We start from the raw sequence: 19,101 nt of genomic DNA, 5'->3' as shown, positions 1-19,101 counted from the left end.
AGAACATTGGTCCCAGTCGCCCCCAGATATTCATGACACAATCACCCTATGACGCAGGACACATCCGAAGCGATGGCGGCACTGACCGTCGGCGGCACTCCCCGTGTCCTCGACATCGATTTGGAGGGGCGCGTGCTCCTTCGCACCCCCTCGAGCCCGCACCAGCTCCTGGAGATCGGCCGCAAGGGCCAGCCCCGGATCCTCACGCTGCTGGAATCGGATTGCACGGGCCGCTATATCCCGGGCCACCGCACGATCGTGGTCGAACACGACTGGGGCGCCAAGACCGCGCGCCAGCTCTCGCTGCTCAACATGGTCGCGACCCAGATTCCGGCGGGCCTCGACGGCTTCCACCTGCTCGCCCACGGCGCCGGGATCAGCCACCGCCTATTGCATGTCCACCACGACGGCGTCACCTACCTCGCCCACCACGAGCGGCGCGGCACCTGCGGGCTGTATTTCCGGCACTGGATGACCGGCGTGCACCCCCTGGATGCGGCCGCTCCCCTCGACTATCAGGCGACGACCGCGACCGACGGCCAAACGGTGTTCGCATTCTCCCCGAGCACGGGCCGCGCGGCGTTCTACCGCGTCGACAGCGAGGAAGCGACGCCCATCGACCTGGACTCGAGCGATACCCCGACGAGCGCCCGCCTCACACCCGACGGCACCCGCGTCGCGGTGACTTTCAAGCAGGCAGATGGCAGCCAGGTGGCGCGCTGGTACGGCATCGACGGGCCTACGGCGTGCCCGCAGCGTCGAGACGTCGTGCCTGGGTGCTTCTCCCCCGATGCCGCCCACATGCTCACCTTCGACCGCGCCGGGCGGCGCATCGTCATGATGGCGCTCGACGGCGACGAACTGTTTTCCGTCCCGTGCTTGCGCCTGGGCGCGACCGCCCACGCGGAGTGGAATATCGCGGGCGATATGTGCGCGATCGACTCGGGCGCGGTCGGCGCGTGGCGGCTGCGGCTCGCCGACGGCGCGGTTATGTCTCTTTGGTGATCGGCGCGAGTTCGCGATAGTGCCGGTCGAGGTAGACCAGCGGCCGTACCTCGGCGTCTTCATCGACCCAGATCTTTTCGACTTCGGCCACAACGAGGAAGGAATCCGCGACCTCGTGCCGCGCGACGATGCGCGCGGCGAGCCAGCCGGAGGCGGCCTGCAGGACCGGTAGGCCAGCGTCGGTGAGGTGATAGGAATCGACATCGAAGCGCGGCGTGCCGCGTGAGGCAAAGCGGCCAGCGAGTTCGGATTGGCCGTCGTCGAGGAAGTTCACGACAACACGCTCGACGCGCTTGATCGCCTGGCCGGCCCCGGAGTGGCGTGAGACCGCGAACGCGATCGTCGGAGGAGCCGCAGCGACCGAGATCACCGATGTTGCCGTGAGGCCTCCCAGTTCACCTTCGAGCGTGAAGGTAATGACGCTCACGCCCGCAACGTGTCGACGGAAGATCGCTCGGAAAATCTCACGTAGCTCACTCATGGCTCGATTGTCTCATCGCCCGATTACGATGGAACAACCCGCGAGAAATCCGCAAGGAGACGATCATGCCCATCGATTTGAATTCCGATTCCGGCGAGTCCTTTGGTAACTGGCCTATGGGAGATGACGCGACGATGATGCGCATCGTCACCTCCGCGAACGTCGCCTGCGGTTTTCACGCGGGCGATGCCTCCGTGATGCGGACGACGACGGGCCTTGCCGCCGAGAACTCCGTCGCGGTCGGCGCCCACGTGTCGTATCAGGACCTTGCGAACTTCGGTCGGGTATTCCACGACGTGCCCGCCAATAACCTCACGAATATCGTGCTCTACCAGCTGGGTGCCCTCTCGGCGATTGCCGCGAAGGCGGGCACCTCAATCCGCTACGTCAAGCCACACGGTGCGCTCTATAACGCCATCATCTCCCACGAGGCGCACGCGAAAGCCGTCGTTGCGGCGCTTAAGGAGTTCGACGATTCGCTGCCGATCCTGTGCCTGCCGAACTCGGTCATTTTCGATACTGCCGACCGCGCGGGGCTGCGGCCCGTCGTGGAGGCCTTCGCGGACCGGGCCTATACGCCGGAGGGCACGCTCGTTTCCCGACGCGAAGCGGGCGCCGTCATTACCGATCCGGACGTCGCGGCCGAACGCATGGTGAGGCTTGTCGCCGACGGCGTCATCGAGGCGATCGATGGGTCCGATGTGCGGTTCGAAGCCGAATCGATCTGCGTCCACGGCGACACGCCCAGCGCGGTTTCGCTCGCCCAGCAGGTCCGCGAGGCCCTGACCGCCGCCGGCATCGAGTTGAAAGCCTTCGCATGAACCGCACGATCGTTCCCTGCGGGGATTTGGCCTTCCTCGTCGAACTCGATTCGCTCGAGGATGTCCTCGCCCTCCACCAGGAGCTCGTCACCTCGAAGCCCACGGGCATGCTCGAATGCCTCGCCGCCGCGCGCACCGTGCTCGTGCGGGCGATCTCGCCGGTCGCCGCGATCGAGCTCGCGCGCCATGTCCGCGAACTACAGGTCACCGGGCCAGTCACGCGAGACTCCGAAGAGATCACCCTCGACGTCTGCTACGACGGCGAAGACCTCGACGATGTCGCCCGCCTCGTCGGGATGAGCCGCGAGGCCGTCATCCAGGCGCACACCTCGCAGGCCTGGACCGCCGCGTTCGGCGGGTTCGCGCCGGGATTCGTCTACTGCGTCGGAGAGAACGACTCGCTGGACGTTGAGCGTCGCTCCTCCCCACGTACGGCCGTGCCCGCCGGCGCAGTCGCGATCGCCGGGAACTTCTCGGCCGTCTATCCCCGTGCCACGCCGGGCGGCTGGCAGTTGCTGGGCCGCACCGCCGAGCCGATGTGGGATACCGCCCGCGAGCGCCCCTCGCTCATCGCCCCCGGCGATATCGTGCGTTATCGCGCGGTGCCGGAACTGATCCAGCTCGCCGAGCGCCCCACAGGCGAGGCCCCGCCCGTTGACTACGGGTTTCGCGTCGTCGCAACGGGCCTGCAGTCGCTGTTCCAGGACCAGGGCCGCGTCGGCTTTGCCGACCTGGGGGTCTCGGCTTCGGGCGCAATGGATTTGCGTAGCGCGCGCCGCGCGAATCTCCTGGTCGGGAATCCGACGGGCGGCACGGTCATCGAAAACCTCATGGGCGGCCTCACGATTGAAGCGATCGGCGACCTCGTTGCCGGGGTCGCGGGCGCTGACGTTCCGCTGCGGATCACGGGCGAGCCGCTCGGCGGCGACGTCAGCGAGTACACGCCGGAGATCAACCGGCCGTTCGCGCTGCTGTCGGGCCAGCGCCTTGCGATCGGTGCGCCGCGCCGCGGGCTGCGCTCTTACCTCGCCGTGCGAGGCGGTATCGAGGCCGACGAGGTCCTCGGCTCGACCTCGAGTGACCTCCTCTCGGGCGAAGGGCCGGCGCCCCTTGCCGCGGGCGACGTCGTGCGGGTGGGGGCCCCGCAGTGGCCGTCGTTCGTCTCCGATCCGAAGCATGCGCCGACGCTGCCGCGCGACCTCGTGTCGGTCTCGGTGATTTTGGGGCCGCGCGACGAGTGGTTCGATCCCGACCAGATCGACCTGCTGCTGTCCCAGGAGTGGACCGTCACTGATATTTCGAACCGGATCGGGCTGCGGCTCGATGGCGAGCCCCTCACGACGCGCGACCTCGGCGAACTGCCCTCGGAAGGGACCGTTGCCGGCGCGATCCAGATCCCGCGCGAGGGCAAACCCGTCGTGTTCATGCGCGACCATCCCGTGACCGGTGGCTATCCCGTGATTGGGGTCGTCCCCCATCACGATCTCGACGTGCTCGCCCAACTGCCGCCCGGCTCCAAGATCCGGTTCCGCCTCTACCACCTGCCCTCCGTCGCTGACGACGCCATAGGAGACCACTCATGAAGAAGGTTCTGATCGCCAACCGCGGTGAGATCGCGGTCCGCATCGCGCACACCTGCGCCGAGGCGGGGATTTCCTCCGTCGCGATCTTCGCCGACCCCGACGCGGAGGCCCTGCATGTGCGCGTCGCCGACGAAGCGTATTCGCTCGAGGGCGACGCGGTCCCCGACACCTATCTCAACGTCGACAAGATCCTCGCGATCGCGAAGCGCAGTGGCGCCGACGCTATCCATCCCGGTTATGGTTTCCTCGCCGAACGTGCCGAGGTTGCCCAGGCCGTGATCGACGCGGGCCTGACCTGGATCGGGCCGAACCCTGAGACGATCGAGCTGCTCGGCGATAAGGTCGCGGCCCGAAAGATCGCCCAGAAGGTCGGCGCGCCGCTCGTCAAAGGCAGCGACGGCAACGTCTCGGATTCGCGCGAGGCGCGCGCCATCGCCGAAGAGCTCGGTTTCCCGATCGCGATCAAGGCAGCCTATGGCGGCGGCGGCCGCGGCATGCGCGTCGTGCACAAGCTCGCCGATGTCGAGGAGGCCTTCGAGTCGGCGGTGCGCGAATCCCAGGCCGCGTTCGGACGTAGCGAGTGCTATCTCGAACAGTTCCTCGAGCGGCCTCGCCACGTCGAAGCCCAGGTCATCGCCGACAGCCACGGCAACGTGTTCGTGCTCGGCACCCGCGATTGCTCGCTGCAGCGCCGCAACCAAAAACTCATCGAAGAGGCCCCCGCCCCGTTCCTCACGGACGAACAAAAGTCCCTCATCGTGAACTCCGCGCGCGATATTTGCCGCGAGGCCGGCTATATCGGCGTCGGCACCGTCGAATACCTCCTCGGTGCCTCCGGCACGATCTCGTTCTTGGAGGTCAACACCCGCATCCAGGTCGAACATACCGTGACCGAGGAGGTCACCGGCATCGACATGGTCCTCGCGCAGTTGCAGATCGCCGACGGCCAGCCCGTCCCGCTGGCAGGCGACGTCGAGCCGACCGGCCACGCGTTCGAATTCCGGATCAACGCCGAGGACGTCGGCCGCGGCTTCCTACCCGCGACGGGCACGGTCGACGTGTTCGACCCACCGACGGGCCCTGGCATCCGCGTCGATACCGGTGTCCACACCGATTCGGTCATCTCGGGCCGCTATGACTCGATGCTCGCGAAAGTCATCATTTCGGGCATCTCGCGCAAGCACGCGATCCGGCGGGCCCGTCGGGCCCTCAAAGAGCTGCGCATCCGCGGAATCACGACGGTGTTGCCGTTCCACCGCGCGGTCTTGGAAGAAGAGGCCTTCACGAGCGATGAGGGCCTTGGCGTCTATACGACCTGGATCGAAAACGAGTTCGCCGCCCGCATCGAAGGCGACCCGGCCTTCCGGCAGGCAGTGCCGAGCCAAGAACGCGTCCGCATGATGATCGAGGTCGACGGGAAGAACGCCAAACTCGGTGTCCCGGCCGCATTCATGCGGGCCCTCGTCTCCGGGGGCGGGGGCGCAGGGCTCGAGGCGCTCCAAGGGACCGCGCAAGAGGAGACGGCAAACCCGGACGAGCTACGCTCCCCCATGGCCGGCAGCGTGCTGAAGGTGCTCGTCTCCGATGGTGAGGAGGTCGAGCAGGGCGATCCCATCGTCGTACTCGAGGCGATGAAAACCGAGACCCCGGTGCCCGCCCACCGGGCAGGCACCATCGAATCCCTCAAGGTCGCCGTCGGCGATAAGGTCGCGCTCGACGACCTGCTCGCGCAATTCGCTACGGAATGAGGTAGTCGGTATCGGCCGCGTCCGTGATGAGCATGCACCCGGGCGCGTGTCCGAACGCGATCGGCGGGCGTGACTCCATCACGGCCGCCTGCGGGGTGACGCCGCACGCCCAAAACACCGGGATCGTGCCATCGGGAACCGTGACGGGCTCCCCGAAATTCGGCCGCGAAAGGTCCGAAATACCGATCCGGCTCGGATCCCCGACGTGCACGGGCGCGCCGTGGACGGCCGGATAGCGCGACGTGATGCGCACGGCATCGGACACCCGCGTCGCGGGGATCGGACGCATTGAGACGACCATCGGACCGGCCATCCGGCCGGCACTCTCGCAACGGATCGACGTGCGATACATCGGCACGTTGCAGCCCTGGTCGATATGCGCGATCGGGATCCCCGCCTGCAACAGGGGCGCTTCGAACGTGAAGGAACACCCGACGATGAACGTCACGAGGTCATCGCGCCAATGCTCGCTCAGGTCCGTGACCGTCTCGACCAGTTCGCCATCGCGGTAGACCGTGTACGCGGGCAGGTCGGTGCGGATGTCGCCGCCACGCAGCAGCGGCCCCGTCGTTTCCCCGGCGTCGAGCACGCCGAGGATGGGGCACGGCTTCGGGTTGCGCTGTGCGAACAGCAACGTGTCAAAGGCGTAGTCCTTCGGCACGATGATGAGATTCGCCTGCGCATAGCCGGCGCACCACCCGCTCGTCGGGACGTGCAGTCCGTCCCGGAAGCGGGCGCGCGCCTCCGCCGGCGTCAGGGCGGCAACATCCGTACTCATGACTATCCGCCCTGCCAGAGCTTGGCGATGCCGCCGAGGGCCTGCCAGCCGAGGTAGATCGTCAGCAGCCACGTCACGGTTCCGATGACGAGCAGCCAGACCGGGTAGACGTAGCCGTTCATGAGGTCGCGGCGGCGCCAGCCGACCCATAGGATCAGCGCGAAACCGACGGGCAGGATGAGGCCGTTGACGGAGCCCGCGATGATGAGCAGCGTCGTCGGGGCCTTGCCGAGGAACGTGAAGACTATCGACGAGACGACGATGAAGGCGACCGTGACGATATTGCGGGTCCACACCGAGGCGCCCTGCTTCGTCAGGAACGACACGGAGGTGAACGCCGCGCCCACGACCGACGTGATCGCCGCGCCCCACAGGATCATGCCGAACAGTCGCAGGCCGAGGGTGCCGGCAGCGTGCTGGAAGGCGGAGGCCGCCTGGTTTTCCTCGTTCGTGAGGTCCACGCCGGTGGAGACGACGCCGAGGATCGCGAGGAAGAGCAGGAAGCGCATGACGCCTGTGACGAGGATCGAGACTATGGACGAGCGGGAAATGCGGGAGATATTCTCCGGGCCCGTGATGCCCGTGTCGATCATGCGGTGGGCACCGGAGTAGGTGATGTAGCCGCCGACGGTGCCGCCGATGAGGGTGGTGACCGCGACGAAGCTCCACTGATCGGGAATCACCGTCTGCTTCAGGGCCTCGCCGTAGGGCGGGCTGGAAACGGCCGTCACGTAGATCATGAGGATGATCATGATGAAGCCGAGAACGATGACGAGAGTATCGAGGGCCTTGCCCGCGGCCTTCCAGAGGAAGACGCCGATGGCGATCGCGGCGGTGATGAGGCCACCGATCTTCGCGTCCAGCCCGAACAGTGCGTTCAGGCCGAGTCCGCCGCCGGCGATATTGCCGACGTTAAAGACCAGGCCGCCGAGGGCGACCATTCCGCCGATCGCCCAGCCAAGACCCGGCAGGACCTCGTTGCCGAGGGTGTTCGAACGCTTCGCGGAGACGCCGATGACGCGCCAGACGTTCAACTGGACGGCGATATCGACGAGGATCGAGATGAGGATCGCGGCCGCGAAGGCCGCGCCCATAGTGATCGTAAAGTTCGTGGTTTGGGTGATGAAACCGGGTCCGATAGCGGACGTAGCCATAAGGAAGATGGCGCCGAGGAGGGTGCCGGAGCCAGTGGCCTTAGGGGTGCGGACAGCCGCGGTGTTCTCGGCTGTCGAATCGTGACTCGACATGGCAAGTCCTTTCGTGGCAGATTGGTCACACTCTAGCCCACGAATGGCGCAAAACCGGCGATCTGTCCAGATGGTCGCCGAATCGAGACCTTAGGCACCGCGCGCTTCTTTCCGCTGCGCGACAACCGCGACGATCGCTCCCCCGATGGCACCGAAGAGATGCGCCTGCCAACTCATCGTGCCGCGCGGGAAGAGTCCGGCGAAAAACGACGTGCCCCACCACAGGAAAATCACGGTGACGGCGGCGATCCGCGCGACCTTTTGTCGCCGGTTTTGCTCGACGAACGCGGCCACGAGCAGATAGCCGAAATACCCGAAGATCACGCCAGACATCCCGATCGTCACCGAGCCGGGCGCGCTGAGCGCGATCACGCCGATACCCGCGGTGAGTGCCGAGATGGCCGTGACGAGCCAGAACCTGCGGGGACCTTCCACCGCGGTGAGCATCCCGAGCCACAAGAACGCGATCGTGTTGTTGATCAGGTGCAGGATGCCGCCGTGCAGGAACGGCGAGGTGACGACAGCCCACAGGTGATCCCACTGTCCTGCCGGCAGGCCGAGGTGTCGCCACCCGGCCGGGCCGACGATGACCTGAACGATATAGACCACCCACATCGCGACGATGATGGCGGCGGGCGCGATGAGGCGGCGGGCCCACGGCGTGCGCGGCGTGGCGGGATACGGATCCGATGAATACGTCACGGCAGCCATTGTGCCCGCTTCCTGCGTAACCGGGCGATTTGGCGCTAGGTTGGTGACATGACAAAAAAGATTCTTATCGTGGCCGCCTCCACCCGTCCCACGCGGATTGGCCACCACTATGCGGAGTGGTTCGCGCAGCGCGCGGGAAACCATGAGGCGTTCGAGGTGCAGTCCGTCGACCTGCGGGAGCTCAACCTCCCGCTCATTGACGAGCCGCGCCACCCGCGCTTCGGCGACTACCAGCACGAGCACACGAAGAACTGGGCCGCGACCGTGGTGGGCGCGGACGCCGTCGTCTTCGTCATGCCGGAGTACAACTTCGCGTTCACCGCTCCGCTGAAGAACGCGATCGACTACCTGTTTAAGGAGTGGAACGACAAGCCCGTCGGGTTCGTCTCCTACGGCGGCGCCTCCGGCGGCCTGCGCGCGGTCAATGCCCTGACCCCAGTGATGTTCGCCCTCAACATGAAGACGGTGCACCCGGTCGTCGCGATCCCGTTCGCGATGCGCTACGTCAAGGACGGCACGCTCGAGCTCCCCGAGTCCTTCGACGAGACCGCCGACGCGCTCGTCGCGGCGCTCGCCGATGCGATCGGCCCGTTCGAGGCCGATACCCAGGCCTAAGGCGAGACCTGCCCGCCGTTCGCGTTGAGGGTCTCCCCGACGACGTAGCTGGACTCCGGCGACGTCAAAAAGACATAGCACGGCGCCATCTCGGTCGGCTGACCGGCGCGGCCGAGGGGCGTGTTCTTCCCGAACTCGGGAAGCGCGTCCTTCGGCTGCCCATCGGAAACCTGCAGCGGCGTCCACACCGGCCCCGGGGCGACCGCATTCACGCGGATGCCCTTCGGCGCGAGCGACTGCGATAGGCCCTTCGTGAAGTTGTTGATCGCGGCCTTGGTCGCGGCATAGTCGAGCAGGTGGTCGGAGGGCGAATAGGCCTGAATCGACGTCGAGTTCACGATCGTCGAGCCCGGCGCCAGGTGCGGAAGTGCGGCCCGGCAGGTCCGGAACATCGCGATGATGTTGACGTCGAAGGTCTGTGTGACCTGCTCGTCACTCAGGTCGGCGAAGTCCTCGATGGCGATCTGCTTGCCGGCATTGTTCACCAGGGCATCCAGGCCGCCGAGTCCCTCGACCGCTGCGGCGACGAGGCGTTCGCACGCCTCCTTGGTCGACAGATCCTCGGGGATGAGAACGCAGGTGCGGCCCTCCGCCTCGATGAGTTCCTTGACCCGGTGCGCATCGACCTCTTCGGCCGGGAGGTACCCGATGGCCACGTCGGCGCCTTCGCGCGCGAACGCGATCGCGACGGCGGCACCGATCCCGGAATCCCCGCCCGTGATGAGGGCCTTGCGCCCCTGCAGGCGGCCGGTCCCCCGGTAGGTCTCCTCGCCGCGGTCGGCTGTCGGTGTGAGCTCCGCGTCGAGCCCGGGTTCTTCTTGATGCTGCTTCGGCGGTGTAATGCTTTCGTAGCGGGTCACAGGATTTTGGAACGTCAACTGGTCGTGGGTGCTCATACGTCTACCCAAACACGGACCGAGCAGGCGCGCGCGTCGGCCCGATCACGGATGATAGGAAAGATGCAGCCGACCAGAAAGGAGCCGCGATGGACGAGACGCCACGCCTTGCCGCGCTTCGCGCCCTCGTCGGCCGGGTCATGGCGGGTGAGGAACTGCCGATGGTGCGAGTCCCCTTCGCCATGCAGGGCGACCCCGCGACCGAGCGGATCATCGCGATGTCGTCCTATGAGCTGCGCGCCTTCGTCGCCACCTCCGATGGCAGCTACGCGAAGAGCCGGGGGCTGTTCCTTGGCACGGGCAAGATTGGCCTCGCCCTGACCGCAGGCGTCATGGCGGGTCAGGCGGTGTGTAACGCCCGGCGGAAAAAGGCCGCCGAACGGGCGATGCAGCCACGCTGGGTTCGCGGCGAAGGCGGCGCCCTCGCGATTTCCCCGCTCGGCTTCTACCTCGCTTCCCCCAGCGGTATCCACTATTGGGCCTGGGGAGCGATCGACTACTGCTCCGTCGTTGCCGACCAGGTCATCGAGATCGTCGGACGCTCCACTCAGGGCAGCATCCGCTGGCAGCTGACCTCCGAGCTCGCCGAACTGATCTTTTACCTGTGGGCGATCGTGCGCGCCCCGCACCACCCCCAGTTGCCGGAAAGCCTCGCGGGGCCAGCCTCGCCTCCAGAACTTCCCCACTGAGCCGGAGACTATCCACTAGACTCTTAGCCGTGCCGCCCCATGCCATTGGTTTTGACCGAGCCCGCTATATCGAACTCCAGTCTCAGCAAATCGCCGCTCGCCGCCAAACGATCGGCGGCAAACTCTACCTCGAGATGGGCGGCAAACTCTTCGACGATATGCACGCCTCGCGGGTGCTGCCGGGCTTCACCCCGGATAACAAGATCGCGATGCTCCAGCAGCTCGTAGACGAGATCGAGATCGTCGTCGTCATCAACGCGAAGAACCTGCAGGCGAAGAAGTTCCGCTCCGACCTTGGTATCCCCTACGAAGACGAAGCGCTGCGGCTGATCGACGTCTTTCGCGAACGCGGTTTCCTCGTCGAAAACGTCGTGCTGACCCAGCTCGATGAAAACAATCCCGTGGCGCGCGCTTTCCGCACACGCCTGGAACGGCTCGGTCTGAAGGTCTCGCGGCACCGCACGATCAAGGGGTATCCGGCCGACACCCGAACGGTCGTGTCGAAAGCGGGCTTTGGCCGCAACGACAATATCGAGACCAGCCGCGACCTCGTCATCGTTACCGCACCCGGCGCCGGCTCCGGCAAGCTCGCCACGTGCCTGTCGCAGATCTACCACGACCACCAACGCGGCATTCAGTCCGGGTACGCCAAATTCGAAACCTTCCCGATCTGGGACCTGCCGATCAACCATCCCGTCAATCTCGCCTATGAGGCGGCCACCGCCGATCTCGACGACGTCAGCCTGATCGACCCCTTCCACCTGGCCGCCTACGGCGTGCAGGCAGTCTCCTACAACCGCGACGCCGAGGTCTTCCCCCTGCTGAAGGTCCTGCTCGATGAGATTTCCGGCTCCTGCCCCTACCAGTCCCCGACGGACATGGGCGTCAACATGGTCGGCAGTTGCATTAGCGACGATGTCGTCTGCCGTGAGGCCGCGACGCAGGAGATCATCCGACGCTACTACAAGGCGCTCGTTGCCGAACGCCGCGACGAACTCGACTCGACGATCTCGGACAGGATCGCCCTCCTGATGAGCAAGGTGGGCGTATCGGGCACGGATCGTGCCGTCGTACCGCCCGCCCTCGAGGTTGCTCGGCGCACGAAGGGCCCGGCCTCCGCCGCGCAACTCGCCGATGGCACGATCGTCACGGGAAAGACGACGCCGCTTCTCGGATGCTCCGCAGCGATGCTGCTTAACGCGTTGAAGGTCCTCGCTGGCATCGATGATGAAGTCCAGTTGCTCGCGCCAGAGTCGATCAAGCCGATCCAGACGCTCAAGACGGAGCACCTGGGCAGCCGGAACCCGCGGTTGCATACCGATGAGGTCCTCATCGCCCTGTCGGTCTCGGCGGATTCCTCCCCCTATGCGAGCCGCGCTCTGGCGGAGCTGAAGAACCTGCGCGGATGCGAGGTGCACACGACGACCATCTTGGGGTCGGTCGATGAAGGCATTTTCCGTAACCTCGGAGTCAATGTCACGAGCGAGCCCGTCTTCCAGGTCAAGAGCCTGTACCGAAAACGCTAGCCGTGGACCTGTTTACTCTCCGCTCCCAGGTCCTGTTCGTCTACAACAAGGACGAAGAGTGCACCGTCGTCGAGCATCATTGTGGGACGAATGATTTCGAGGCGTACGCCGCGCTAGATAAAGCGAACGCGCACTATGATGACGCGTCGCGCTACCACGTCTGTCTTGTCGGGCAGCGCGCCGAGATCGTCTACTAAGACTTATCCGTGCACGTAGTCGTGCAGGTGATCGCGTTCGGCCTCGAGGTCATCGAGCCGGGACTTCACGACGTCTCCGATGGAGACGATGGCGACGAGCTCATCGCCGTCCATGACCGGCAGGTGACGGATCCGCCGTTCGGTCATCTTCGCGGCGAGATGCCGGATGTCATCGTCGCGTCCGCAGGTCTGAAGGTCGCGGCTCATGATGGATGAGATCTGGCCCTCGACACTTTCGGTGTCGGCCAGGTGTCGAACGACATCGCGTTCGGAGACGATTCCCACGACTTTATCGCCGTCGACGACGACGACAGCGCCGATCGAATGCTTAGCCAGCGTGGCGAGCAGCGTGGAGATCGAAGACTCGGACGACAGGGTAACGACCTCGGTGCCCTTCTTCTGGATGATGTTGTCAACTCGCATGTGTCGAACCTAACACGGATATCGAGCAAGATGCCCGACGCACTCGGGGTGCGTCGGGCCGCGGGCCATGTTGTCCTGAGGTTCTGGAGTCCCCAGGATGGACCGCGGCGGTATTGATACCAGAGCCAAAAGCTTGCCAGAACAGCTCAATGGTCAACCGCCACAATCACCCTGCCAGAACTCTGTGACCTTCGCCAATATAGACATCTATGTATTTTGTCGCATATCACTCAAATCTCTGCGGTTGTGCGGTTTTTCCAAAGCTACCAAGCTATATAAATGCCAGACACTTTTCCCCTTAGCGCTGCCAAAGCCGCTGACCTTGCAGCGTGCCATCGGGCCCTCGGCGATCCCGTGCGCCTGCGTATCTTGTCGGTGATCCTTGCCGCGGAGAATCAAGAGTCGTGCGTCAACGAAGTCGCCGCACATTTTGATCTCACACAGCCCACGGTGAGCCACCACCTCAAGGTTTTGCATGAGGCAAAGCTCGTGAACCGTGAGCGTCGTGGCAACTGGATCTATTACTCGGCCGCACCCAACATCGCGGCGATGGTCACGCGGTTCCTCCCCGCGATCTAATCACCTACTCCCCCAGCGGGTCAGCGGGCTACTCGTCTCCCAGTCGCCGTCACCAACGACGACCGATTTCAGAAGGTACTCATAGCCCTTGCCGGACGACATGACCCGGATGGTCATCACCACGACGGCCCCTCCCCGAGACCGTCACGGGAGGGGCGATCTCGGGGGTCAGGTGCGCGCGCAGCGCGCGGCCCGCGCTCTTATTGCCAGACGTGTGGAGGAGATAATGAGCTCTCGGGCCAGTCACGGCTGCCAAAGGAATCTCCGGAGCGGACCGAAAGTTCGGCGCATCGTATTTTGATGTTTGGTACTCTCTTCGCGTGACGGTTTCAGCTCTTTCAGCGAGTAGTCAAAACTACCTCAAGGCGGTGTGGAGCCTTGGGGAGTGGTCTGATGAGCCAGTGACAGCGTCGACAGTAGCTGCGAGGACGGGGGTGAAGCTGTCGACGGCGTCGGACGCGGTCAGGAAGCTGACCGATCAGGGCTTGTTGGAGCACACCCCGTATGGCGCAGTGACGTTGACCGAGACTGGGCGGGCGCACGCGGTCGCGATGGTGCGTCGGCACCGGCTGATCGAGGCGTTTCTGGTGGAGGTGCTTGGGTACCGATGGGATCAGGTGCACGATGAGGCGGAGACGCTGGAGCACGCGGTGTCGGACTTCATGATCGACCGAATCGATGAGCATCTCGGGCATCCTGACCGCGACCCGCATGGGGATCCGATCCCCGGCGCGGACGGCACGGTCTCCAGGCCTGATGCGGTGTTGTTGACGGGGCTGGAGGCAGGGCGGCGGGTTCGTGTCGAGCGGATCTCGGACGAGGACTCGCAGTTGCTGCAGTTCTTCGCGGATCATGGTGTCGGGTACGGGACTGTGCTGGAGACGCGACCGGCCGCCCCCTATTCGGACACCATCGAGGTGGTGACCGAGGAGGGTGAGGCACCGTTGTCGTTGGGTCGGTCGGCGACAGATGCGGTGTGGGTGACGCCGGTCTCGTAGCCGTCAGGGCGTACGCGTCGAGGGTGCGGCGATCGCGGCGATGTGTTCGGCGCTGCCCAGTCCGATGCTCGTGGGACCGCACAGTGTGGTCAGGGTGATGACGCCGGTGGCTTTGTCGAGGCTGCTGATCTGAACCGCTGCGTGAGGGATGAGCCCGAGCGTATGGAGCCGTTCGAGGATGCGCGTGTCGTGGTCATCGACGCGAGTGACCCTGACGTTTATGGGCGCAGCGAAGCTGCTGAGTGGACGGTCACTGATCCGTGCGATGTTTCCCTGCTGGTCGGGGATGGGGTGCCCATACGGGTCTGCGCCCGATGCTCCTGCGGTGCGGTGCATCCGTTCGGCGAGCTCGTCGTTGAGAGCGGGGCTGAGCGTTGCGGCTTCCTCGCCGACGTTCGGCCACGGCCAGGAGAGCACCTGGTGGAGGAACGCGCGGGCGATGCGCTCCTGACGGATCGCGGCGACCGCGCCCCTGCGTCCAGGAGGGGTGAGGGCTATGGGACCGTAGCGTTCGTGGGTGATCAGGGCCTGTCGCGACAAGGGATTGGACGGCTTGCGAGACGGTCGCTGGTGACTTGCGGAGGCGTTCCGTGAGAGTCGTGACGCCCACGCGGGTAAATCCGCGTTCTTCGAGGCACCAGATCGTCTTGAGGTACTGCGTCGCCGTCGTCTCGCGCATGCGCTTCCCTCCCGCCCGGGCCCCGGTCAGGCGGGCGCCACCGCCGGGGTGCGTCGCTTCTCTCGTTGCCGTGCACGTTGTGTCAGCCGGGTGGCGGCGAGCACGGTTACAAATACGAGCCCGTAGAACACGGCCATGCCCGCGCTGGTCGCAGCGTTGAGCACATACGCGATCCAGAACCCTGCCAGTGCGCCGGCAACGGCGATAATCGCGGTGAGGGCGATCATGACCGGCAGAGACCTGCTGAGCAGGTACGCGGTGGCGGGCGGCACGATCATCAGCGCGATGACGAGGATCGCGCCGGCGGCGTTGAACGCGGCAGTGACGGTGACCGAGACGAGGAACATGAACGCGGTGTTCACCAGGCCGGTGCGGATGCCAAGGCTGGTGGCGAACTGGGCGTCGAAGGTGGTGACCTTGAGCTTGGAGTAGAACAGGCCGAGGAAGACGACGTTCAGGGCGAGCACGGCGAGCATCACATACAGGTAGGACGGCCCCCAGGAGGTGCCGCCGATGACGAGTTGATCCCAGGCGGCGAGGTTGAGGCCGCCGACGAGGACGGCGTGGGTGTCGAGGTGGACGTTGGCGAAGTTCAGGGTCACCAGGATCACCCCGGCGCTGAACAGTGCGGGGAAGATCAGCCCTTGGGGGGCGTCGCCGGTGAGCAGGCCGGTGCGGGTGAGCCATTCGCTGCCGAGCACGACGACAAGGCCGGCGAGGGCGGCGCCGATGATCAGCAGAGGCGAGTCGAGGTTGTGGGTGAAGAAGTAGCCGACGACGATGCCGGGGAGCACAGCGTGGCTGATCGCGTCGACGAGCATCGAGTTCTTCCGCAGCACGACGAAGGTGCCCGGCAGGGCGCAGGCCAGGGCGGTGACGACGGCGAGGAGGGTAGTGCCGAGCACGAAGCTCATCTGGCCGCTCCTTCCAGGATGAGCTCGCGTTTCAGTGCGGCCCGGGCACGGCTGCGAGTGACGATGCGGGTGATGACGCTGCGCCTGGGCGAGGCCAGCAGCGAGACCAGGAAGATCGCGAACAGGGTAAGCACGATCAGCGGTCCGGTGGGCACCTTGCCGAGCACGATCGACAGGTAGGCGCCGGTACCGCTACCCGCCGCTCCGAACACCGCCGAGAGGGCCACCATGCCGGGAAGCGTGCGCGTCCACTGGCGGGCGGCCGCGGGCGGGGTGACGACGAACGTGACCATGAGGACCAGACCCACGGCCTTCACGCCGATCACGGTGGCGATCACGATCGCGGTGAACATGAGCGTGTCGATGGTGCGCGCCCGGAACCCGAGCACGGTGGAGTGGTCAGGGTCGAAGGTGCGCAGCGCGAACTCCTTCCAGAACACCAGCATCAGCACTAGCGCGAGAGCGCCAACGGTGATGCTTGTGGTCAGGTCGGCGATCGTGATCACGGAGGCGTTGCCGAACAGGTAGTCCTGGATGCCGCCCTTGCCGGGGAACGCACCGTTGGCGATGATCCGCATGAGCAGCATCCCAGCGCCGAAGAAAATCGCGAGTGAGACGGCCATCGCCGTGTCGATGCGGATCTTCGAGGTACGGGTGACGCCGTTGGCAAACAGCACCGCGATCGTGCCGACGACGACCGCGCCGATGATGAGCCCGATCATGTTGCGTCCATCGGTGCCGAGCACGACGGCGGCGGTGAGGAACGCCAGCAACGTGCCAGGTAGGGCAGCGTGGGAGATGACGTCGCTGATGAGGGACTGCTTGCGCAGATACGCGAAACTCCCCAGCGCGCCGGCGACCAGCCCGATGGTCATGGCGCCGAAGAACACCATCCGATAGGTGTGGTTGCCGAAAAACTCGATCAGGCTCATGACGCGAACTCGAGGAACGCGTCGTCGTCCGCGGTGACCTCGTACGCGGTGCGGATATTGTCCTTCGTGAACGACTCCTCCGCGGGGCCGGAGGCGACGATGCGGCGGTTCAGCAGCGTGACGTGGTCGCAGTAGTCCCGCACGGTCGCAAGGTCGTGGTGCACGATGACGACGGTCTTGCCATGCTGACGGAGAGCGTGCAGAACGGTGACGATCGCCTGCTGGCTCTTCGCGTCGATACCCTGGAACGGCTCATCCATGAAGTACAGCTCGGGCGCTTGCACGAGGGTGCGGGCAAGGAACACCCGCTTCCGCTGCCCACCGGAGAGCTCCCCGATCTGCCGGTCGGCGAGATCGGGGATGCCAGTCTGCTCCAGCGCCGCGAGGGGCGCGGGCGCGCTCGGTCTTCCCGGGCCGGCGTACCCAGCCGAGTGCGCCGTAGGTGCCCATCGTGACCACGTCCAGAACCGTGGTCGGGAAGTCCCAGTCCACGCTGGTGGACTGCGGCATGTACCCCACTCGCTTGCGCTCCTTGGCGAGGGACTGTCCGAAGAAGGTGCTCGTTCCGGTGAGGGGTTTCACGAGGCCGAGCATCGCTTTGATGAGGGTGGACTTGCCGGCCCCGTTCGGGCCGACGATCCCCATCACGACGCCTTTCGGCACCCGGAAGTTCACCCCGCGCAGCACGGGCTCTGCCCGGTACGCCACCGAGAGGTTCTCGGTGGCGCACGCGAGCGCGGCGTTCGGGTCGATCACGGTGGCGCGGTCGGTTACGGGCGCGGTCATGCCTACTCCGTTCCGAGGGCGTCGGCGACGGCCTTCGCGTTGTGGGTGAACACGCCGAGGTAGGTATCCACGCCGGCATCTGCGCCGAGGGAGTCGGCGTAGAGCTCTTGGTCGGAGATCTCGACCTCCCAGCCGAGCGCGCGGATGGCTTCGCGCAGGCTGGTGATCGCCTGCGGGTTGGCCTGGTTGTCCTGGAAGATCACCGGCACCTGATTGTCCGCAATCAGCTTCGCGAGCTCCGAAAACTCTTCGGCGCTGAGGGCCGCCTCGGTGGAGACGAAGGCGGTGGCGTAGACGTCCAGATCATAGGTGTCGCCGAAGTAGTTGAACGCGTCGTGTCCGGTGATCAGGATGCGCGGGGCCGGGACGCTGGCCAGCAGTTCCTCGGCCTCGGCGGCGGCCGCCTCGATCTCCCCGAGATACGCGTCGGCGTTCGCCTAGTACTCCTCGGCGTTCCCGGGGTCGATCTCGCCCAGCTTGTCGGCGACGTAGCCGACCACGAGCGACCACGCCTCGGGACTGTTCCACACGTGCGGGTCGTGCAGCGGGTTGCCCTCGTCATCGGTCTCCGGCCAGGACAGCAGCAGATCCTCGGGGAGCGCGTCGCCCAAGGCAAGCTGCTTGTCGCCGAGGCTTTCGAGCTGATCGATCATCTGCGCCTCCAGGTGGAGGCCGTTCCACAGCACCACGTCGGCGTTCTGGATCGTCTCGATGTCCTTGGTGGAGGGCTGGCAGGTGTGCGGGTCGCCGCCGGGGCCGACCATCGTGGTCACTTCCGCGTCGTGGGCGATGTTCGCGACCGGTCGTGGACGGCACGGATCGCACCGGGCAGGCCGGGGAACTGCGCGAGATGCTTGTCACGGTGTGCCATCTCCTGCTGCCACCGGGCCGTGTCGATGCTCAGAGTCGGTCGGGGTCGTCCTACGGGAGGTCGAGTTCGTCGAGATTGAGCTCGGCAGGGTCGGGGATGGTACTGACCGGGGCGACCTTGCCAGCTGCGGCCATCGTCGTCGGTGGAGACGACCTGCACCCGTTCCGGGTGGTGATCGTTGCTCACCCCGGCATCGTCCAAGACGGTGTCGGTTGCGGCACTCATGCGATCCTCGTTCCGGCAGTGCCGCCCGGGGCGAGCGCGTGGACCTCTTGGAGGTGGATGAGGACGGCTGCGGTCGGGGTTTGCATGCCGCGCTCGGCGGCGAAGGCGACTGCCGCGTCGAACACCTCGCCTGCGTCATGCACCTGGGGTGTTCCCACGAACCGGTAGCCGTCGAGGGTTTCCCGGTCGATTACCGCGACTGCGGCGGGCGAGCCAGCTCGAATGTTCGCCAGGTGCCGCCCGGCGGTGTTCTCGTTGTAGATCAGCGTGCGATCGTCCCACGCCCGCAGCGACCGCTTCGGCCGGGCCTGTCAAGTTTTTTGTGTAAGTTGATTGGTTACAAGTAGGGGTTGATACGGTCTGGGTAGGCGGCTGCGAGTTGGGCGAGTGCTTGTTT

General features: G+C 65.6%; 21 protein-coding genes and 3 pseudogenes. 10 read left to right on the top strand and 14 right to left on the bottom strand.

All coding sequences use genetic code 11. From position 1 onward, the window contains the following. The first annotated feature begins 48 nt into the window (after positions 1 to 48). Positions 49 to 1,005, top strand: a complete 957-nt coding sequence (locus BSZ39_RS02650; protein WP_073715845.1) for a TolB-like translocation protein — start codon at positions 49 to 51, stop codon at positions 1,003 to 1,005. On the opposite strand, the gene BSZ39_RS02645 is transcribed toward BSZ39_RS02650, so the two are convergent. Further along, on the bottom strand, positions 989 to 1,486 hold the full coding sequence (locus BSZ39_RS02645; protein WP_073715844.1) for a flavin reductase family protein: 498 nt from the start codon (positions 1,484 to 1,486) through the stop codon (positions 989 to 991). The genes BSZ39_RS02650 and BSZ39_RS02645 overlap by 17 nt on opposite strands. 65 nt (positions 1,487 to 1,551) lie before the next feature. Between BSZ39_RS02645 and BSZ39_RS02640 the strand changes: the two genes are divergently transcribed. From BSZ39_RS02640 to BSZ39_RS02630, 3 genes are read left to right on the top strand one after another with little or no spacing between them, the layout of a single operon-like run. Then, positions 1,552 to 2,307: a LamB/YcsF family protein gene (locus BSZ39_RS02640; protein ID WP_073715843.1), complete on the top strand. Its 756-nt coding sequence runs from the start codon at positions 1,552 to 1,554 to the stop codon at positions 2,305 to 2,307. Next, positions 2,304 to 3,890 carry a 5-oxoprolinase subunit B/C family protein gene (locus BSZ39_RS02635; RefSeq protein WP_073715842.1) on the top strand — a complete coding sequence of 529 codons (1,587 nt, stop codon included), beginning with the start codon at positions 2,304 to 2,306 and terminating at the stop codon, positions 3,888 to 3,890. The genes BSZ39_RS02640 and BSZ39_RS02635 overlap by 4 nt, the downstream gene beginning before the upstream one ends. Beyond that, positions 3,887 to 5,638: an acetyl/propionyl/methylcrotonyl-CoA carboxylase subunit alpha gene (locus BSZ39_RS02630; protein ID WP_073715841.1), complete on the top strand. Its 1,752-nt coding sequence runs from the start codon at positions 3,887 to 3,889 to the stop codon at positions 5,636 to 5,638. The genes BSZ39_RS02635 and BSZ39_RS02630 overlap by 4 nt, the downstream gene beginning before the upstream one ends. Here BSZ39_RS02630 and BSZ39_RS02625 read toward each other — a convergent pair. The 3 genes from BSZ39_RS02625 to BSZ39_RS02615 form a co-directional block, all read right to left on the bottom strand. Next, positions 5,628 to 6,416 (bottom strand): putative hydro-lyase, encoded by a 789-nt coding sequence (locus BSZ39_RS02625; RefSeq protein ID WP_073715840.1) that lies wholly within the window; start codon positions 6,414 to 6,416, stop codon positions 5,628 to 5,630. The genes BSZ39_RS02630 and BSZ39_RS02625 overlap by 11 nt on opposite strands. A gap of 2 nt (positions 6,417 to 6,418) precedes the next feature. Further along, positions 6,419 to 7,663 (bottom strand): NRAMP family divalent metal transporter, encoded by a 1,245-nt coding sequence (locus BSZ39_RS02620; RefSeq protein WP_073715839.1) that lies wholly within the window; start codon positions 7,661 to 7,663, stop codon positions 6,419 to 6,421. Positions 7,664 to 7,753: 90 nt separating this feature from the next. Beyond that, the gene (locus BSZ39_RS02615; protein WP_158025075.1) at positions 7,754 to 8,365 is read right to left on the bottom strand and encodes a rhomboid family intramembrane serine protease; all 612 of its coding nucleotides are present in this window, start codon (positions 8,363 to 8,365) and stop codon (positions 7,754 to 7,756) included. Between the two features lie 57 nt (positions 8,366 to 8,422). Between BSZ39_RS02615 and BSZ39_RS02610 the strand changes: the two genes are divergently transcribed. After that, on the top strand, positions 8,423 to 8,989 hold the full coding sequence (locus BSZ39_RS02610) for an NADPH-dependent FMN reductase (RefSeq protein ID WP_073715837.1): 567 nt from the start codon (positions 8,423 to 8,425) through the stop codon (positions 8,987 to 8,989). Here the strand turns inward: BSZ39_RS02610 and BSZ39_RS02605 are convergent. Further along, positions 8,986 to 9,849, bottom strand: a complete 864-nt coding sequence (locus tag BSZ39_RS02605) for an SDR family oxidoreductase (RefSeq protein WP_281247109.1) — start codon at positions 9,847 to 9,849, stop codon at positions 8,986 to 8,988. The two genes, BSZ39_RS02610 and BSZ39_RS02605, sit on opposite strands and share 4 nt — an antisense overlap. 125 nt (positions 9,850 to 9,974) lie before the next feature. Between BSZ39_RS02605 and BSZ39_RS02600 the strand changes: the two genes are divergently transcribed. From BSZ39_RS02600 to BSZ39_RS02590, 3 genes are read left to right on the top strand one after another with little or no spacing between them, the layout of a single operon-like run. Further along, positions 9,975 to 10,574 carry a hypothetical protein gene (locus tag BSZ39_RS02600; protein ID WP_073715835.1) on the top strand — a complete coding sequence of 200 codons (600 nt, stop codon included), beginning with the start codon at positions 9,975 to 9,977 and terminating at the stop codon, positions 10,572 to 10,574. 29 nt (positions 10,575 to 10,603) lie between these two features. Further along, on the top strand, positions 10,604 to 12,100 hold the full coding sequence (locus tag BSZ39_RS02595; RefSeq protein ID WP_073715834.1) for a DUF1846 domain-containing protein: 1,497 nt from the start codon (positions 10,604 to 10,606) through the stop codon (positions 12,098 to 12,100). Between the two features lie 2 nt (positions 12,101 to 12,102). Beyond that, positions 12,103 to 12,297, top strand: coding sequence for a hypothetical protein (locus BSZ39_RS02590; RefSeq protein WP_073715833.1), 195 nt, complete (start codon positions 12,103 to 12,105; stop codon positions 12,295 to 12,297). Between the two features lie 3 nt (positions 12,298 to 12,300). Here BSZ39_RS02590 and BSZ39_RS02585 read toward each other — a convergent pair whose 3' ends face one another. After that, the gene (locus BSZ39_RS02585; RefSeq protein ID WP_073715832.1) at positions 12,301 to 12,720 is read right to left on the bottom strand and encodes a CBS domain-containing protein; all 420 of its coding nucleotides are present in this window, start codon (positions 12,718 to 12,720) and stop codon (positions 12,301 to 12,303) included. Positions 12,721 to 12,999: 279 nt separating this feature from the next. Between BSZ39_RS02585 and BSZ39_RS02580 the strand changes: the two genes are divergently transcribed. Both BSZ39_RS02580 and BSZ39_RS02575 read left to right on the top strand, forming a co-directional pair. Beyond that, positions 13,000 to 13,299 carry an ArsR/SmtB family transcription factor gene (locus BSZ39_RS02580; RefSeq protein ID WP_073715831.1) on the top strand — a complete coding sequence of 100 codons (300 nt, stop codon included), beginning with the start codon at positions 13,000 to 13,002 and terminating at the stop codon, positions 13,297 to 13,299. Positions 13,300 to 13,619: 320 nt separating this feature from the next. After that, positions 13,620 to 14,297, top strand: coding sequence for a metal-dependent transcriptional regulator (locus BSZ39_RS02575; protein ID WP_073715830.1), 678 nt, complete (start codon positions 13,620 to 13,622; stop codon positions 14,295 to 14,297). A gap of 3 nt (positions 14,298 to 14,300) precedes the next feature. On the opposite strand, the gene BSZ39_RS02570 is transcribed toward BSZ39_RS02575, so the two are convergent. From BSZ39_RS02570 to BSZ39_RS14790, 8 genes and pseudogenes are all read right to left on the bottom strand, one after another. Beyond that, on the bottom strand, positions 14,301 to 14,837 hold the full coding sequence (locus BSZ39_RS02570; RefSeq protein ID WP_073715829.1) for a metal-dependent transcriptional regulator: 537 nt from the start codon (positions 14,835 to 14,837) through the stop codon (positions 14,301 to 14,303). Between the two features lie 55 nt (positions 14,838 to 14,892). Then, positions 14,893 to 14,976, bottom strand: a pseudogene (locus tag BSZ39_RS14970) (hypothetical protein); the annotation flags it as partial. Positions 14,977 to 15,002: 26 nt separating this feature from the next. Further along, on the bottom strand, positions 15,003 to 15,890 hold the full coding sequence (locus BSZ39_RS02560; RefSeq protein WP_073715828.1) for a metal ABC transporter permease: 888 nt from the start codon (positions 15,888 to 15,890) through the stop codon (positions 15,003 to 15,005). Continuing rightward, positions 15,887 to 16,822, bottom strand: coding sequence for a metal ABC transporter permease (locus BSZ39_RS02555; RefSeq protein ID WP_073715827.1), 936 nt, complete (start codon positions 16,820 to 16,822; stop codon positions 15,887 to 15,889). Before BSZ39_RS02555 ends, BSZ39_RS02560 begins: the two co-directional genes overlap by 4 nt. Then, a complete protein-coding gene (locus BSZ39_RS14510) occupies positions 16,819 to 17,160 on the bottom strand; it encodes a metal ABC transporter ATP-binding protein (RefSeq protein WP_281247110.1) in 342 nt (113 codons plus the stop codon). Before BSZ39_RS14510 ends, BSZ39_RS02555 begins: the two co-directional genes overlap by 4 nt. Continuing rightward, the gene (locus tag BSZ39_RS14795; RefSeq protein WP_281247108.1) at positions 17,075 to 17,608 is read right to left on the bottom strand and encodes a metal ABC transporter ATP-binding protein; all 534 of its coding nucleotides are present in this window, start codon (positions 17,606 to 17,608) and stop codon (positions 17,075 to 17,077) included. The genes BSZ39_RS14510 and BSZ39_RS14795 overlap by 86 nt, the downstream gene beginning before the upstream one ends. 2 nt (positions 17,609 to 17,610) lie before the next feature. Further along, a pseudogene (locus BSZ39_RS14500) lies at positions 17,611 to 18,399 on the bottom strand (metal ABC transporter substrate-binding protein). A 301-nt stretch (positions 18,400 to 18,700) separates the two neighbouring features. After that, positions 18,701 to 19,000 (bottom strand): annotated as a pseudogene (locus BSZ39_RS14790) (pyridoxamine 5'-phosphate oxidase family protein); the annotation flags it as partial. Positions 19,001 to 19,101: the final 101 nt, after the last annotated feature.

The organism is Bowdeniella nasicola, assembly GCF_001907295.1.
Taxonomy (GTDB): domain Bacteria; phylum Actinomycetota; class Actinomycetes; order Actinomycetales; family Actinomycetaceae; genus Bowdeniella; species Bowdeniella nasicola.
This window is presented reverse-complemented; position numbering and strand designations above follow the sequence as displayed.

Bases quoted from the DNA above. Each gene is read 5' to 3' on its own strand.
- BSZ39_RS02650 (WP_073715845.1), top strand. From the start codon at position 49: ATGACGCAGGACACATCCGAAGCGATGGCGGCACTGACCGTCGGCGGC.
- BSZ39_RS02645 (WP_073715844.1), bottom strand. From the start codon at position 1,486: ATGAGTGAGCTACGTGAGATTTTCCGAGCGATCTTCCGTCGACACGTT.
- BSZ39_RS02640 (WP_073715843.1), top strand. From the start codon at position 1,552: ATGCCCATCGATTTGAATTCCGATTCCGGCGAGTCCTTTGGTAACTGG.
- BSZ39_RS02635 (WP_073715842.1), top strand. From the start codon at position 2,304: ATGAACCGCACGATCGTTCCCTGCGGGGATTTGGCCTTCCTCGTCGAA.
- BSZ39_RS02630 (WP_073715841.1), top strand. From the start codon at position 3,887: ATGAAGAAGGTTCTGATCGCCAACCGCGGTGAGATCGCGGTCCGCATC.
- BSZ39_RS02625 (WP_073715840.1), bottom strand. From the start codon at position 6,416: ATGAGTACGGATGTTGCCGCCCTGACGCCGGCGGAGGCGCGCGCCCGC.
- BSZ39_RS02620 (WP_073715839.1), bottom strand. From the start codon at position 7,663: ATGTCGAGTCACGATTCGACAGCCGAGAACACCGCGGCTGTCCGCACC.
- BSZ39_RS02610 (WP_073715837.1), top strand. From the start codon at position 8,423: ATGACAAAAAAGATTCTTATCGTGGCCGCCTCCACCCGTCCCACGCGG.
- BSZ39_RS02600 (WP_073715835.1), top strand. From the start codon at position 9,975: ATGGACGAGACGCCACGCCTTGCCGCGCTTCGCGCCCTCGTCGGCCGG.
- BSZ39_RS02585 (WP_073715832.1), bottom strand. From the start codon at position 12,720: ATGCGAGTTGACAACATCATCCAGAAGAAGGGCACCGAGGTCGTTACC.
- BSZ39_RS02580 (WP_073715831.1), top strand. From the start codon at position 13,000: ATGCCAGACACTTTTCCCCTTAGCGCTGCCAAAGCCGCTGACCTTGCA.
- BSZ39_RS02560 (WP_073715828.1), bottom strand. From the start codon at position 15,890: ATGAGCTTCGTGCTCGGCACTACCCTCCTCGCCGTCGTCACCGCCCTG.
- BSZ39_RS02555 (WP_073715827.1), bottom strand. From the start codon at position 16,822: ATGAGCCTGATCGAGTTTTTCGGCAACCACACCTATCGGATGGTGTTC.
- BSZ39_RS14795 (WP_281247108.1), bottom strand. From the start codon at position 17,608: ATGACCGCGCCCGTAACCGACCGCGCCACCGTGATCGACCCGAACGCC.